This window comes from Qipengyuania vesicularis (assembly GCF_019711415.1).
Lineage (GTDB): Bacteria > Pseudomonadota > Alphaproteobacteria > Sphingomonadales > Sphingomonadaceae > Qipengyuania > Qipengyuania vesicularis.
The window spans coordinates 900,936-915,644 of the sequence record NZ_JAIGNJ010000001.1 but is presented as its reverse complement, the minus strand read 5'-3'; the positions used below and the strand labels follow the sequence as shown (position 1 = coordinate 915,644).

General features: G+C 61.7%; 14 protein-coding genes. 8 read left to right on the top strand and 6 right to left on the bottom strand.

Going from position 1 to position 14,709, the window contains the following annotated elements; all coding sequences use genetic code 11:
* Positions 1–57 precede the first annotated feature (57 nt).
* The 5 genes from K3146_RS04575 to K3146_RS04555 all read left to right on the top strand — a co-directional run bounded on the left by K3146_RS04575 (position 58) and on the right by K3146_RS04555 (position 6,870).
* Complete coding sequence (locus K3146_RS04575; protein ID WP_221544986.1) at positions 58–921, top strand: N-acetylmuramoyl-L-alanine amidase family protein; 864 nt, start codon at positions 58–60, stop codon at positions 919–921.
* Positions 922–988: 67 nt separating this feature from the next.
* Complete coding sequence (locus tag K3146_RS04570; RefSeq protein WP_221544985.1) at positions 989–3,496, top strand: penicillin-binding protein 1A; 2,508 nt, start codon at positions 989–991, stop codon at positions 3,494–3,496.
* An 81-nt stretch (positions 3,497–3,577) separates the two neighbouring features.
* Complete coding sequence (gene prfB, locus K3146_RS04565) at positions 3,578–4,705, top strand: peptide chain release factor 2 (RefSeq protein WP_221544984.1); 1,128 nt, start codon at positions 3,578–3,580, stop codon at positions 4,703–4,705.
* Positions 4,706–4,734: 29 nt separating this feature from the next.
* Complete coding sequence (locus K3146_RS04560; protein WP_221545224.1) at positions 4,735–5,424, top strand: class I SAM-dependent methyltransferase; 690 nt, start codon at positions 4,735–4,737, stop codon at positions 5,422–5,424.
* A 39-nt stretch (positions 5,425–5,463) separates the two neighbouring features.
* Positions 5,464–6,870, top strand: a complete 1,407-nt coding sequence (locus tag K3146_RS04555; protein WP_221544983.1) for an NAD(P)H-dependent flavin oxidoreductase — start codon at positions 5,464–5,466, stop codon at positions 6,868–6,870.
* Between the two features lie 37 nt (positions 6,871–6,907).
* On the opposite strand, the gene K3146_RS04550 is transcribed toward K3146_RS04555, so the two are convergent.
* Both K3146_RS04550 and K3146_RS04545 read right to left on the bottom strand, forming a co-directional pair.
* Positions 6,908–7,336 carry a nuclear transport factor 2 family protein gene (locus tag K3146_RS04550; protein WP_221544982.1) on the bottom strand — a complete coding sequence of 143 codons (429 nt, stop codon included), beginning with the start codon at positions 7,334–7,336 and terminating at the stop codon, positions 6,908–6,910.
* 42 nt (positions 7,337–7,378) lie between these two features.
* On the bottom strand, positions 7,379–8,404 hold the full coding sequence (locus K3146_RS04545) for a 2-hydroxyacid dehydrogenase (RefSeq protein ID WP_221544981.1): 1,026 nt from the start codon (positions 8,402–8,404) through the stop codon (positions 7,379–7,381).
* An 84-nt stretch (positions 8,405–8,488) separates the two neighbouring features.
* Between K3146_RS04545 and K3146_RS04540 the strand changes: the two genes are divergently transcribed.
* On the top strand, positions 8,489–8,956 hold the full coding sequence (locus K3146_RS04540) for an SH3 domain-containing protein (RefSeq protein WP_221544980.1): 468 nt from the start codon (positions 8,489–8,491) through the stop codon (positions 8,954–8,956).
* Between the two features lie 99 nt (positions 8,957–9,055).
* Here the strand turns inward: K3146_RS04540 and K3146_RS04535 are convergent, their stop codons facing one another.
* From K3146_RS04535 to K3146_RS04525, 3 genes are all read right to left on the bottom strand, one after another.
* On the bottom strand, positions 9,056–9,454 hold the full coding sequence (locus tag K3146_RS04535; RefSeq protein ID WP_221544979.1) for a hypothetical protein: 399 nt from the start codon (positions 9,452–9,454) through the stop codon (positions 9,056–9,058).
* Positions 9,455–9,592: 138 nt separating this feature from the next.
* On the bottom strand, positions 9,593–10,006 hold the full coding sequence (locus K3146_RS04530) for a hypothetical protein (protein ID WP_221544978.1): 414 nt from the start codon (positions 10,004–10,006) through the stop codon (positions 9,593–9,595).
* 112 nt (positions 10,007–10,118) lie between these two features.
* Complete coding sequence (locus K3146_RS04525) at positions 10,119–11,315, bottom strand: thiolase family protein (protein WP_221544977.1); 1,197 nt, start codon at positions 11,313–11,315, stop codon at positions 10,119–10,121.
* Between the two features lie 89 nt (positions 11,316–11,404).
* On the opposite strand from K3146_RS04525, the gene K3146_RS04520 reads away from it, so the two are divergent.
* Both K3146_RS04520 and K3146_RS04515 read left to right on the top strand, forming a co-directional pair.
* Entirely contained in the window at positions 11,405–12,835 is a 1,431-nt protein-coding gene (locus K3146_RS04520; protein WP_221544976.1) for a coniferyl aldehyde dehydrogenase, read from the top strand.
* Positions 12,832–14,091, top strand: a complete 1,260-nt coding sequence (locus tag K3146_RS04515) for an SMP-30/gluconolactonase/LRE family protein (RefSeq protein WP_221544975.1) — start codon at positions 12,832–12,834, stop codon at positions 14,089–14,091. Before K3146_RS04520 ends, K3146_RS04515 begins: the two co-directional genes overlap by 4 nt.
* Here K3146_RS04515 and K3146_RS04510 read toward each other — a convergent pair whose 3' ends face one another.
* Positions 14,092–14,571: a YbjN domain-containing protein gene (locus K3146_RS04510; RefSeq protein WP_221544974.1), complete on the bottom strand. Its 480-nt coding sequence runs from the start codon at positions 14,569–14,571 to the stop codon at positions 14,092–14,094.
* Positions 14,572–14,709: the final 138 nt, after the last annotated feature.

Sequence of the window (14,709 nt, the reverse complement as noted above, 5' to 3'; positions counted from 1 at the left end):
ATCGCTCGGCAACTATATTGCGCTTAGATGTTCGAACCTCCTAACGAAGCAGATGGAATGACGCGGCCTGTCCAACTCCTGCTGATCGTGGTGCTACCGCTTGTAATCGTGGCGAGCCTCGTCCTGCTCGCGCGCAGTACGGGGCTGGTCGGCCCCGGGGCGGGTTTCGTGATGCGCGCCGAACTGCCGGCAAAGGACGCACCGATCGAACTGCCCGATGTGTCCGGAGATGCGTCGCTGCCCCTGGTGGTTATCGATCCTGGGCATGGCGGCTTCGATCCGGGCGCGACCGCGGGTGGCTACGTCGAGAAGCGCCTCGTCCTCGCGCTCGCGCAGGCGCTGAAGGAAGAAATCGAAGCGCAGGGTATTGCCCGTGTCGCCCTGACCCGATCAGATGATCGCTATCTTCTCCACACCGAGCGCTACCGCATCGCGCAGAGGCTGGATGCGGACCTGTTCCTGTCGATCCACGCGGACAGTGCGGGCGATGTCTCTGAAGTGACCGGGGCGAGCATCTACACGCTGTCGAACGAGGCATCGAGCCGGGCGGCGGCGCTGTTTGCCACCCGTGTCAATGCGTCCGACACGATCGGCGGAGTCGACCTCTCGCGAGAAAGCGACACGGTCAGCGACATTCTTGTCGAGCTTTCCCAGCGCCGCACGCAGGCGCGATCCGTCCAGTTCGCGGAAATCATCGAGCGGGAAGGGCAGGGTACGCTCGAGTTCCACCCGCAGGCGCGCCGCGCGGCATGGCTGGCGGTCCTCCGGGCTCCAGACATTCCCTCGGTGCTGTTCGAAAGCGGCTTCATTTCCAACCAGGACGATGCGCAACGCATCGCTTCGCCGGAAGGCCGCGAAGCCTTCGCCGAGGTCATGGCGCGGTCGATCCGGGTCTATTTCCTGCGCCAGCGCGACGAGTGAACAAGGCGAGAGGCGATTCTTGTTCTGGCGTTGCCCGGAAAGCGCGTGCTAGAGGCCGCAGCCAGTCATGAGTGCCGTGCCCGATCTCGCCTATATTCGTTCGCGCCTGACCGGTGACCCGGCTCGATTCTCCGCCTGGATGCGTGAGAACTGGCACGAAAGCCGCCGCCTGCGTGTTTTGACCTATCTCACTGGAATCGGGCTGATTCTGCTCGTTCTCGCCTGGGCTTCCTTGGCGCGGAACCTGCCCGAGGCGGACTCGCTGCTGGAGTATGAGACACCGCTGCCCACGGTGGTGCGCGGCGTGGATGGGGAGATCGTCCACTCCTACGCCCGAGAGCGCCGCGTCCAGCTGCAATATGTCGATTTCCCGCAGCAGATGATCGAGGCCTTTCTTTCGGCAGAAGACAAGACCTTCTTCAGCCACGGCGGTGTCGATCTGACCGGCACGCTCAATGCGGTGGTCGACTACGCGACGAAGTATGGTTCCGGCGAACGGGCCGTGGGTGGATCGACGATTACTCAGCAGGTCGCCAAGAACCTGCTGCTTGGCGATGAATATTCGGTCACCCGCAAGCTCAAGGAAATGATCCTTGCCCAGCGCATCGAACAGGTGCTGACGAAGCAGGAAATCCTTGAGCTGTACCTCAACGAAATCCCGCTCGGACGCCGTAGCTTCGGTGTTCAAGCCGCCAGCCGCGCCTATTTCGACAAGGATGTCGCGGATCTCGACCTGCATGAGACCGCCTTCCTCGCGATCCTGCCGAAAGCGCCCGAGAGGTACGGTCGTGAACGCTATCGCGACATGGCGATCGAGCGGCGCAATTTCGTTCTCGACCAGATGGTCGCCAACGACTTCGTCAGCCCCTCCGAGGCGGCGGCTGCCAAGCGCCTGCCACTGGGTCTTGTCCAGCAGCGCAGCGAGCGTTCCGCCGATGCCGGCTACTTCCTTGAAGAAGTGCGCCGGCAATTGATCGACGAATTCGGCGAGACCGCCGATGACGGTTCGAACAGTGTCTACGCTGGTGGCCTGTGGGTCCGCACTTCGCTCGATGTGGAACTGCAGGACGCTGCACGCGACGCGCTGCGCGCCCAACTCCTACGCTATCATGGCAATCGCGGTTATACCGGCCCGATCGCGACCCTGAACCCCGAGAATGGCGACCTGCATTCCCAGCTCGCCTCGTCAAATATCTCGATCAATTACGAGGATTGGCGCATCGGCGTGGTGACCGAGGCCGGGTCGGCTCCCAAGATCGGTTTGACCGATGGCGAAGACTACGCGCTGTCGGGCGCGCCCTCCTCGATCAAGGTCGGCGACGTGGTTGCGGCGGCGAAGTCGGGCGCGGGCTACGCAATACGCGGCGTGCCGGAAGTTTCGGGCGGGTTCCTAGCGGAATCGCCGAAGACCGGGCGCATCCTGGCCATGCAGGGAGGCTTCGACAGCCGCCTTGGCAGTTTCAATCGCGCGACACAGGCAGAGCGCCAGCCTGGATCGACGATCAAGCCGTTTGTCTACGCAGCCGCTCTCGACAATGGCATGACCCCTGCGACCATGGTGCCCGATCAGACTTTCTGCGTCTGGCAGGGTGCGCAACTGGGTGAGAAATGCTTCCGCAACTTCGGCGGCGGGGGTGGCGGCGAGCATACGATGCGCTGGGGTCTCGAGCAGAGCCGCAACCTGATGACAGTCCATATCGCCGATACGACCGGAATGGAGAATGTCACGGAGACCATCAGCCGCGTCGGTATCGGTGATTACGACCCATTCTATTCCTTTGCGCTCGGAGCGGGTGACACGACAGTTGCGAAGATGGTCAACGCCTATGCCGCACTCGCCAATTGGGGACGCCAGCACGAGGGGACGGTGATCGACTACGTGCAGGACCGCCGCGGCAAGGTGATCTATCGCGCCGATCGGCGCGACTGCAACGGCTGCAACATGGAAGAATGGGACGGCCAGCCGATGCCGCGCTACGAGCCAGGTGGACGGCAGGTGCTCGATCCACGCACAGCCTTCCAGGTTGTGCACATGCTGCAGGGTGTGGTCACGCGCGGGACGGCGGTGCGCCTCCGCAGCCTCGAACTGCCGCTCTTCGGCAAGACCGGGACCACGAATGGACCGACTAACGCCTGGTTCGTCGGCGGTACGCCGGACATCGTAGCCGGGATGTATGTCGGGTTCGACCAGCCTCGCAATCTCGGCGGGTGGGTGCAGGGCGGTAACACCGCCGCGCCGATCATGAAGCAATTCATCGAGCAGACGCGCGACCGCTGGACCAGCGACGATTTCATCGCGCCACCCGGTATCCGCATGGTCAAGATCGACCGGCGCTCCGGCCGCCGTGTGTTCGAAGGTGCGCCGACCGATGAGCCGCAAGCGTCGGTCATCTGGGAGGCCTTCAAGCCCGATACCGAACCTTCCCGTTCGACCCGGTCTTCCGAGATGGCTGCGTTGAGGAGCGAGATCCTCGACCTCATCCGGCGGGCGAGGCAGGGGATCACCGGGGACACGACCGAAGGCCGCGACGACCAGCCCAGCGACTTCGTCGAGGACCAGGGTGGTATCTACTAGCCGCGAATAGCGTACCCGCATCGCTTTACAATCGCCGCCCGCGCGCTAGGTGAGCGGACCAACCAGTTGAGGACTTGCATCATGCGTGCCGAAGGGCAGGCCCATATCGACCGTATCGAAGCAGCGCTGGCGCTGGTGCGCCAGTCGCTCGACTGGGAACGCGCGCTGCGCCGCCTCGACGAGCTCGACGCCCGGGTGCAGGATCCAAAGCTGTGGGACGACCCGAAGCAGGCGCAGGCCATCACGCAAGAGCAAAAGCGCCTCGAAACCGCAATCAACACCGTTCGCGAGATCGAAAGCGAGATGGGCGATGCCATCGAATTCGTCGAAATGGGCGAGGCCGAGGGCGACGACGACGTTATCAAGGAAGGTTTGTCGAGCCTCTCGTCGCTCGCCGATAGGGCTGACCGGGACAAGGTTCAGGCGCTCTTGTCGGGCGAAGCGGATGCGAACGATACTTACATCGAAATCCACGCGGGCGCGGGCGGAACGGAAAGCCAGGATTGGGCCGAAATGTTGTTCCGCATGTATGGACGCTGGGCCGAACGTCGCGGGTTCAAGGTCGAGACGGTTGAATATCAGGCGGGTGAGCAGGCGGGCATCAAGGGCGCAACGCTGCTGGTGAAGGGCGAAAACGCCTATGGCTATGCCAAGACAGAGAGCGGGGTGCATCGCCTCGTCCGCATCAGTCCCTATGATAGCTCCGCGCGGCGCCACACGAGTTTCAGCTCAGTCTGGGTCTATCCGGTCATCGACGATGATATCGATATCGAGATCAACCCAGCCGACCTCAAGATCGACACCTACCGCGCCTCGGGTGCAGGTGGACAGCACGTCAACACGACCGATTCCGCGGTTCGCATCACGCACCAACCAACCGGGATTGTCGTGGCCAGCCAGAACGACCGCAGCCAGCACAAGAACAAGGCTACAGCCATGAATATGCTCAAGGCGCGCCTGTTCGAACGCGAGATGGCCGAGCGTGAGGCGGCTGCGTCTGGCGAATACCAGGAGAAGAGCGAGATCGGTTGGGGGCACCAGATCCGCAGCTATGTGCTCCAGCCCTACCAGATGGTGAAAGACCTTAGGACCGGCGTGCAGTCGCCCACTCCCGATGATGTTCTTGATGGGGCTCTCGATCCCTTCATCTCAGCCGCGCTCGCGCAGCGTGTGACGGGTGAAACGGTTGAAGTGGAGGACGCCGAGTGATTTCCCGGTTGCTTCCGATCCTAGCCTGCATGCTGCCCTTGGCGGCTTGCGATGCGCTGGGCGGGGCAGCCGAACAGGGCCAGCGCTTTCCGGAGCCGGACCGGCCCGTGTCGGAAGTCGTGTCCAGCCAGTTCTCGACAGAGGACCAGCGCGACAGCGTGGGCGAGGCCCAAACGGTAATGGATTTGGCCGAAATCGAACCAGGAATGACCGTAGCGGACATCGGTGCTGGCAACGGCTATTATACCGTTCGGCTCGCCGAGAGGGTTGGTGCCGATGGTCGCGTGCTTGCCCAGGATATCGATCAGGAAGCGCTCGATCGCCTTGCGCGAAGGGTCGAGCGCTATCGGCTCGACAATGTTTCGATCAGGCGCGGCGAATTTGCCGATCCAAGCCTGCCCGCCGACAGTTTCGACCGCATCTTCATGGTCCACATGTATCACGAGATTGAGGAACCCTACGAGTTCCTCTGGCGCATGTGGCCGGCCCTGCGTGACGGTGGACAGGTGATCGTGGTGGACCGCGACCGACCGACGGACCAGCACGGTATCGATCCCCTGCTGCTTTCCTGCGAGTTCAAGCGGGTCGGTTATGAGCTGGTCGCGTTCAAGGACGCCCCTGAATTGCTGGGGTACTATGCACAGTTCAAGGCAGCCGCTAACAGGCCTGAGCCTGGAGAGATCAAACCCTGCCGCAGCGACAATGCGACGCAAGGCTAGGCGCCCCATCGGGGCGAAATCGAAAAAGAGAGAGATTGCATGAGTTTCAAGGGTTTGAGCCCGATCAACTACGGTGGCCGTGAAGTCTGGCCGCTGATCGAAGGCGGCAAGGGGGTCTCTGCCACGAACCATGCAAGCTCCGGGGCATGGGCTGCTGCGGGCGGCATCGGCACGGTCAGCGCAGTCAATGCCGATAGCTACGACGAGGACGGTAACCCGATCCCGCAAGTCTATCCGCAGGCAACCCGGGTCGAGCGTTTCGAACAACTCGTCCGCTACGGGATCGACGGTGCGACCGAACAGGTGAAGCGCGCCTACGAAATCTCGAATGGCAAGGGCGCCATCAATATCAACGTGCTGTGGGAAATGGGCGGCGCGCAGCAGGTCCTCGAAGGCGTGTTGGAGAACTGCAAGGGCCTCATCACGGGTGTGACCTGCGGTGCTGGCATGCCATACAAGCTCGCCGAGATCGCGGCGCGGTTCAATGTCCACTACCTCCCCATCGTAAGCTCGGCTCGCGCCTTTCGCGCCTTGTGGAAGCGTAGTTACTCCAAGGTGCCTGAGCTGATGGCAGCGGTGGTCTACGAAGACCCGTGGCTTGCCGGTGGTCACAACGGCCTTTCGAATGCCGAAGATCCTACCAAGCCAGAGGACCCCTATCCCCGCGTCAAGGCGCTACGCGACACCATGCGTGCAGAGGGCGTGTCTGAAGAAACTGCCATCGTCATGGCCGGCGGTGTCTGGTTCCTGCGCGAATGGAACGACTGGATCGACAATCCCGAACTCGGCAAGATCGCCTTCCAATTCGGCACGCGTCCACTCCTCACGCATGAAAGCCCGATCCCGCAGGTCTGGAAGGACATGCTCCGCACCGTTGAGCCGGGTGATGTGCTGCTGCACAAGTTCTCGCCCACCGGCTTCTATTCGAGCGCTGTGAAGACGCCGTTCCTGTACGACCTGATGCATCGCAGCGAGCGTCAGATCCCCATCTTCAAGCGCGATGAGGAAGAGGGCACGATCCCGCTTATGGATCACGGCAAGGCGAAGTATTTCTTCGTCCACCCCGGCGACCAGCGCAAGGCGCAGGCCTGGATGCACGAAGGCTTCACCGAACCCCTCAAGACGCCGGACGACACGGTGGTCTTCGTCACCCCGGATAGCGCCGAACAGATCCGCGCCGACCAGCAGGGCTGTATGGGTTGCCTGTCGCACTGCCAGTTTTCGAGCTGGAAGGACCACGATAACCACACGACGGGCCGCTTGGCCGATCCGCGCAGCTTCTGCATCCAGAAGACGCTGCAGGACATCGCCCATGGCGGTGATCCAGACGAGAACCTCGCCTTCGCCGGCCATGCGGCCTACCGCTTCAAGCAGGACCCTTTCTACTCGAACAATTTCACACCGACTGTGAAGGAGCTGGTCGAGCGGATCCTGACCGGGGATTGATAGAGCGAACGGTAAACCCTCGCCTCGCGCGTCAAGTCTAACGCCACAGTTGCATTGAGCGGATCGCGTCGGGCATCTTGCCGTCGGTATCGGGGCGCGAGATGGTGCGCTCGACGATCCGCCACTTACGGCGCACTTTGCCCTTTTGCCAAAGGTCCATGAGCCAGGTTTCGCCCGACCATTCGTGGTCGCCCATCGTGGCATCCAAAGTCATTCGCGTGGCGAACACCGCAATGTTACCATGCCGGCGGACATAGACTTCGTCGAAGCGATAGCCATTGCAGCGGAATCGGGTTGTAGCCGCTTCCAGCCAGCTGGCACGGTCGAGGATGGCCGGCTTCTTCGATCCGAGCAGGAAAATGAAATCGCGGGCAGCCAGTGCCTTCATCTGGTTGCGATCGCGCTGCACCCAACTGCGCATCCAGAGGTGTTCGAGCGCTTCGATCTGCGTGGTGAATTCGTCCATGGCGAGAGCGATTACAGCATGGCGCGCAGGGGACAAGCCTCGTTAGCCAAGACCGCTCAAAACCTGGTCGGGCGGGCGATGACCGTCGGCCCACATGCGGATATTCGCGATCACCTTCATTCCCGAATCCTCGCGCCCTTCGCGCGTCGCGCTTCCGATATGGGGTAGGGTCATGACATTGGGATGGCGGATAAGCCTGCGATCCACACGGGGCTCATCCGGGTACACGTCCAGGCCCGCACCCGCGAGATGGCCGCTTTCGAGCGCTGCGATCAGTGCTTCCTGATCGACGAGATCGCCACGCGCCGTGTTGATGAGGCAAGAGCCTTCCTTCATCAATTCGAAGCGCCGGGCATCGATCATGTGGCGGTTGTCGGGGCTGGAGGGGCAATGCAGCGTGAGGATGTCGGCTTGCGAGACGAGGTCGTCCAGATCCTCGACATAGGCCGCCCCGAACATACGCTCGATCGCTTCAGGCAGGCGCTTGCGGTTGTGGTAGGCAATCTCGAGCCCGAAAGCTCGGGCACGGTGCGCGACAGCTTGCCCGATCCGCCCCATGCCGACGATGCCGAGCGTCTTGCCGCCCAGTTTGCGGCCGAGCATGGCTGTAGGGGCCCACCCTGTCCATTCGCCGCTGCGGATCAGTTCGACGCCCTCGCGCACGCGACGCGGCACGCCAATGATCCCCGCCATGGCGAGGTCGGCGGTATCATCGGTGAAGACGCCGGGCGTGTTGGTGACCATGATCTTCGCCGCCGCCGCCGCTTCAAGGTCGATATGCTCGGTCCCTGCGCCAAAGTTGGCGATCAGGCGCAAGTCCTTGCCCGCCTGCCCAATCATCTCCGCGTCGATCTGGTCGGTGACTGTGGGGACCAGGACGTCACAATCCTGCATCGCCTCGATCAACTGCTCGCGTGTGAGCGGCATGTCGGTTGCATTGGTGCGGACATCGAACAACTCACCCATCCGGTCTTCGACGGCCGGCCCGAGGCGGCGGGTTACGACGACCCGCGGTTGTCGATCGAGACGCTTTTCGGGAGCGGATGAGGGAGATGCGATCGTGTTCATGCAGCGTTGAGCGCTACGCCCTTGAGATCGGGACCGTCAAGCAGCCGTTGTAGCAAAGCGACAATGCGGATAAGGGAAATCCTCATGAAAGGGCGCATCTTCACAACCATGCTCGCACTGGCGGCGCTGAGCATTCCCGCCAAGGCCCAGGATCGCGAGACGCCCTATTGGGCGAGCCTGCGGGCGAATGAGATCAACATGCGCGTGGGCCCGAGCGCGGACTACAAGATCGATTGGGTCTATCGCCGCAAAGGCCTCCCGGTGAAGGTCGTGCGGGTTATGGAGGGCTGGCGCCTTGTTCAGGACCCCGACGGCACCCAGGGCTGGATCGCGGCGAGGCTGCTGAGTCCCGAACGCTCTGCGATCGTAGCGGGCGAGGGCCTGGCCGCCATGTATGAGGATGCCGACCAATCCTCGACTCTGAAGTGGCGGCTTGAACCCGGGGTTGTCGGCTCGCTGGGTGATTGCAGCAGGGGCTGGTGCGAATTGACGATTGGCAATCGTGCGGGCTGGGTCCGGCAGGAACGGCTGTGGGGGACGGACGGCTCCTGAAGGCGGCAATACTCTCCTAAGACATCCGACGAAGAAAGGGGCAGCCAGGAAAGCTGCCCCTTCTCTTTTTACTCGCTGCTAGCTGAGCGGGTCTGGCCTTCAGTCTTCGATCTTGCGGATCGTTGCGCTGGCAGAACCGTCGGGTGTCGTGGCTTCGAATGACCCATCCGCACCTGGCGCGCCGCCGATCCAGCAAATCTCTGCAGCATCGCCTTCCGCATCGTAGCAGAGTTGGTCGCCTGACTGGCGCCAGGTACCGCGTTCGATCTCATTCCCGTCGAGGTCGCGATCGACATATGTGCCATCGGCATTGACCTCCTGGCGTGTCACCGTTCCGTCGGAATCGGTTATTTCATAGGTCCCGGCCATCTGGCCAGCACTGGCTGTATCAGTCTGCGCAACCGTAGTGTCGGCGGGCTCGACAGGTGCTTCAGCCTCATTGGAGCCGCAGGCGGCCAGTGCGGTAGATGCGGCGAACGCTAAAACAATCTTCTTCACGATTTCTCCTCCCGAATGGAATTGGTGATGCCAGTGGAACGAGAAGAGCGCGACTTCGGTCCCGAAAATTCCGTCGCTTTGAGAAAGTTGAGGGGATGTCGCGCTTGCCTGCGACATCCCCCCCAGCGTTCCAGGTATCTATTCGGCGGCTGCTTCGGCCGGGCGAACCGTGACGGTGACACCGGCATCGTTCGTTGACGTCCAGCTACCGTCTTCGTTCATCACACGTGGTGTCCAGCAGCTATCGTCCTCGGACGGTGGGTCGCTAACGAAGCAGTTCTTGCCATCGCGCTGTTCGATCCTGCCAGCTGCGGACCCCCCATCGCTGCTGCTGGCCGTCCAGGAGCCATCGGCATTGGTGGTAAAGGCGACTTCGGTCCCATCGGGATAGACCGACACGTAGTCTCCGGGGGCCATAGCCTCCGCTTCTGTGGCAGCTTCCTGCTCTGTCACGGCAGTGGCGTCTGCCATCGTGTCGGTATCGTCAGCCTCTTCCGCCTGGGAACAGGCTGCCAGCCCGGCAATCGCGACCAGGGATACGATCTTCTTCATTGGGTCAATCCTCTCAAATCGTTGGTGCGACTCGTACGCGAACCGGTCGATCTTCTTGCGGATCGACCGGGTTCATGCGCCCGCCCGAGAGGTTTGACAATCGCCGACGAGATTAGGTCAGTTCGACGGCCACCGCGGTTGCTTCGCCGCCGCCGATGCATAGCGATGCGACGCCGCGCTTCTTGCCTTGCGCTTTCAATGCGTTGAGCAGCGTGACGATGATCCGCGTGCCGCTGGCGCCGATCGGGTGACCCAATGCCGTGCCCCCGCCGTTCACGTTGATCTTTTCGTGCGGTATGCCGATGTCGCGCATTGCGAACATGGCGACGCAGGCGAAGGCTTCGTTGACTTCCCAAAGGTCAACGTCGTCCGCCGACCATCCAGCCTTGTCGAGTACCTTTTGGATTGCGCCGACAGGGGCGACCGTGAACTCGCTCGGTTCCTGCGCATGGGCGGCCATGGCGACGATCTTGGCGACCGGCTCCTGGCCATTGGCCTTGGCTACGCTGTCGCGGGTCAGCACGACGGCAGCAGCACCGTCGGAGATCGACGAGGAGGTCGCTGCGGTGATCGTGCCGTCCTTGGCGAAGGCAGGGCGAAGCTGCGGGATCTTGTCCGGATTGCCGCGGCCGGGCGCTTCGTCCGTGTCGACGGTAACCTCGCCCTTGCGGGTCGCGAAGGTCACGCCGACTACTTCGTCTGCGAAAGCGCCGCTTCCGATGGCGGCATTGGCGCGGCGGAGCGATTCGATCGAGTAATCGTCCATCTGCTCACGCGTGAGCTGGTATTCGTTGGCTGTATCCTGCGCGAATGTGCCCATCGCGCGGCCCTCCTCGTAGGCATCTTCGAGGCCATCAAGGAACATGTGATCGTAGGTCGTGTCATGGCCGATGCGAGCACCGCCGCGGTGCTTCTTGAGCAGGTAGGGCGCATTGGTCATGCTCTCCATGCCGCCTGCAACCACGTAATCCACCGTGCCGCTGGCGAGGGCTTCGGCGCCCATGATGACCGTCTGCATGCCGCTGCCGCAGACCTTGTTGACGGTGGTTGCCTGTACGGATTTGGGGAGTCCCGCCTTGATCGACGCCTGGCGGGCTGGGGCCTGGCCGAGACCGGCCGGAAGGACGCAGCCCATATAGGTGCGGTCGAACTTGTCCGCCGGTACACCAGAGCGCTCTACCGCCGCCTTGACTGCCGTAGCACCGAGATCGGTTGCGGATACATCGGCGAGGGCACCCTGCATGCTGCCCATCGGCGTTCGGGCGTAGGACAGGATGACGACGGGATCGGATGCGCTGAACTGGGTCATGCTTGTGCTGGTCCTTGTAGTCTGGAATATCTGCGCGCCGAGATAGGACGTGCGTCGCTGCGGCGCAACACGAAGCAGGAGAGAATACGATGGCGGACGACCAGCGGGTCCAGATGGAAGAGATCCTGCGCAAGCAGCGCGCGGTCCATACCCAGACACGGCCCGAACCCATGGATGCGCGGAAGAGCCGCATCGAGCGCGCCATGAAGCTCCTGAAGGAACACGGCGACGATCTGTGCAAGGTGATGAGCTCGGACTTCGGCAATCGGTCGCCACACCAGTCGATGATCACCGACATCGCCGGAACGGTGAATTTCGGCAAGTACTGCCTCAAGCACATGGGCAAATGGTCGCGCAGCGAGAAACGGAGCGTGCAGTTCCCTCTCGGCCTGCTCGGCGCCAAGGCCGAAGTTCGCTACGAGCCCAAGGGCGTAGTCGGCATCCTTTCACCGTGGAACTTTCCGGTGAACCTTACCTTCGGCCCGCTCATGCAGGTTTTTGCCGCAGGCAACCGGGCGATGATCAAGCCAAGTGAATTCACTGCCAAGACCAGCCTGATGATGAAGGAGCTGGTCGAAGAATATTTCAGCGCCGATGAATGCGCCGTCTTCACCGGCGGTCCGGAAGTTGCCGCTGCTTTCTCGGAGTTGCCCTTCGATCACCTCGTTTTCACCGGTTCGACCGCGACCGGTCGGAAAGTGATGGAATCGGCCTCGAAGAATCTGGTGCCGGTCACGCTCGAGCTGGGCGGGAAGAGCCCGGTTTTCCTCGGCGAGAGCGCCGATTTCGCCAAGGCTGGCGAACGTATCGCGCTCGGCAAGATGATGAATGCGGGACAGATCTGCCTTGCGCCCGATTACCTCTATGTTCCGGAGTCCAAGCAGGACGAGGCCATCCATGGCGTATGGCAGGGCACGGCCAACATGTACCCGACCATGCTTGAGAACGATGACTATGCGAGCCTCGTGTCGGATCGCCATTTCGATCGCCTCCAAGACATGGTCGCCGATGCACGCGACAAGGGCGCAGAGGTGATCGAGGTCAATCCGGGTAATGAGGATTTCGGCTCCAGCAATGCCCGCAAGATGCCGCTGACGATCCTCAAGGGCGTCACCGATGACATGAAGGCGATGCAGGAGGAGATATTCGGTCCCGTCCTCCCTGTGAAAACCTACGGGCACATCGATGAGGCCATCGACTATGTGAACGAGAACGATCGACCGCTCGGCCTCTACTACTTCGGCCAAGACGATGGTGAGCGCGAAAAGGTGCTCAAGCGCACGATCAGCGGCGGCGTGACCGTGAACGACGTGATCTTTCACGTTTCGATGGAGGACCTGCCATTCGGCGGTGTCGGTCCGAGCGGCATGGGCAGCTATCACGGCGTCGAGGGCTTCCGTGAGTTCAGCCACGCGCGCAGCGTCTATACCCAGCCCAAGATCGATGTCGCGAAGCTTGGCGGATTCAAGCCACCTTATGGTCCGGCAACCGAGAAAGCCGTCAAGATGATGATGAAATGATGCGGATCACGGCATCGGTCGCGCTGGCGGCGCTCGGATGTGCCGGCTGCGCGTATCAGGCGACAGAAGTCGAACAGGCCAACGTCGTCCAAACATCGCCGGAGTGGCGAGCGGTCGATGCCGAGACGGGCAAGATCACTGATCTGGAGGGATTGTCCGCATTGTCGCGCGATTTCCCGGATAGCGGCAGCGTTCGCCTTCGATTGCTGAACGCGCAGTTGCAGGCAGGCTATGGGCCAGCGCTGATCGAGACCCTGCGTTGGCTGCAGCAGCGCGGCTATGTCTTCAGCGAAGGGGCCCAGGCGCAGATACCCAAGCTGGTTGGCGAGGAGGTTTCCGAGGCAGCAAAGGCGCTTCTTTTGTCTGGCGCGGATCCGATAGAACGGAGCGAAGTCGCCTGGACCGTTCCCGCCAAGGCTGGATTGGTGGAAAGCGTTTTCATTCTCCCGGCGCGCGATGCTGTGGTTGTCAGCTCATTGACGGGCAGGATGGTGTGGGGGCGCGAAGGAGAACGCGACTGGAGTGGCGCGACAATCGATGGTGCCGACAATCTGTCCGGATTCGCTGGTTTCACGGATAGTGAGGAGCTTTGGGTCGCTTCCGGCAATATCGACGGATCTAAAGACGAGCAAACCTACTTCTCTGGCTTGCTTGGGTCAGTTCCCGGGAGCGGCGATCCGCGAGTGGCAGCACCGGAAGGCGTGACACTCTCGGACCTTCATGCCGCTGCCGACAGGACGATCTTCGCCAGCGATCCGCTTGGCGGTGGTGTCTACAAGCTTGGCCCAAACCGGGAGAGGATCGAGGTGGTCGTCAAGCCCGGGACATTTCGCTCGCCGCAGGGTCTCGCGACAAGTGCCGATGGAAAGCGACTCTATGTCAGCGATTATCGCTATGGGATCGCGATTATCGACCTCGCGTCGGGCACGGTGTCGAGACTGGTCGCGGAAATTCCAGCAATTCTCGATGGCGCGGACGCCCTTTTCCGGCGCGGAAACTCGCTTATTGCCATCCAGAACGGAACCAGCCCGATGCGCATCTCGCAGTTCGTCCTGTCCGACGACGGCGTACGCGTTATCGCTCACCACATCCTTGAACAGGCGCATTCGGAATGGACGGAACCCCTTTCCGGTCATCTTAGCCCTGACGCGCTCTTCTATATCGGCAATGGACAATGGGACAAGTATGTCGCCGGTGAACTGGCCGATGGAAAGACGCCTGATCCGACACAGATCAGGCGCCTCCCTATCGAATAATCACTCGTCGTTGGAGAATACGAAGTCGGCGTACTTCACCATGATCGAATCCCAGTAGGCGATGTTGTCGATGAAGAGCTCGCGCGACATGCCGCCCACTTCGAGATCGATATCCATCTCGATGATCGGATCTTCTTCGTGGTCAATGTAGAAGCGGCCGAAGAAATTCTCGGCGGCAAATTGGTTGATGTCCTTAAGGCTCGGCTTCTTTTCGGGCGTGAAGGCCGCGCGGAACTGGACCCACTTGCAATCGGCGCCCGCATCATTGCAGCCGTAGGGCAGGATCTGGAACGTGTAGCCTGAAAGGCCGCTGAGGATATACTTTTTCCCCTCATCGCCCTCGATCTTCGCTTGCATCCCCTCTTCCTGAAGGACCTTCGCGATCAGATCGAGATCGGCTGTGACATTTTCAGCTGCTGCTGGCGTGGCCATTGCGAGGAATGCGACGGCAAACGCGCCGGACATGGTGGTTTTAAGCATGCGAATAGTGATCCCTGTTGGTAATTCCCGTGCCGGCTATGCTGGCAGGGTCTTAACACGAGCTCAATCGCACTTGTGAAATTCACGCCATTCTGTCCCCGTCTGGCCCTTGCGCCAGCTTTGCGACAAGCCTAGAGG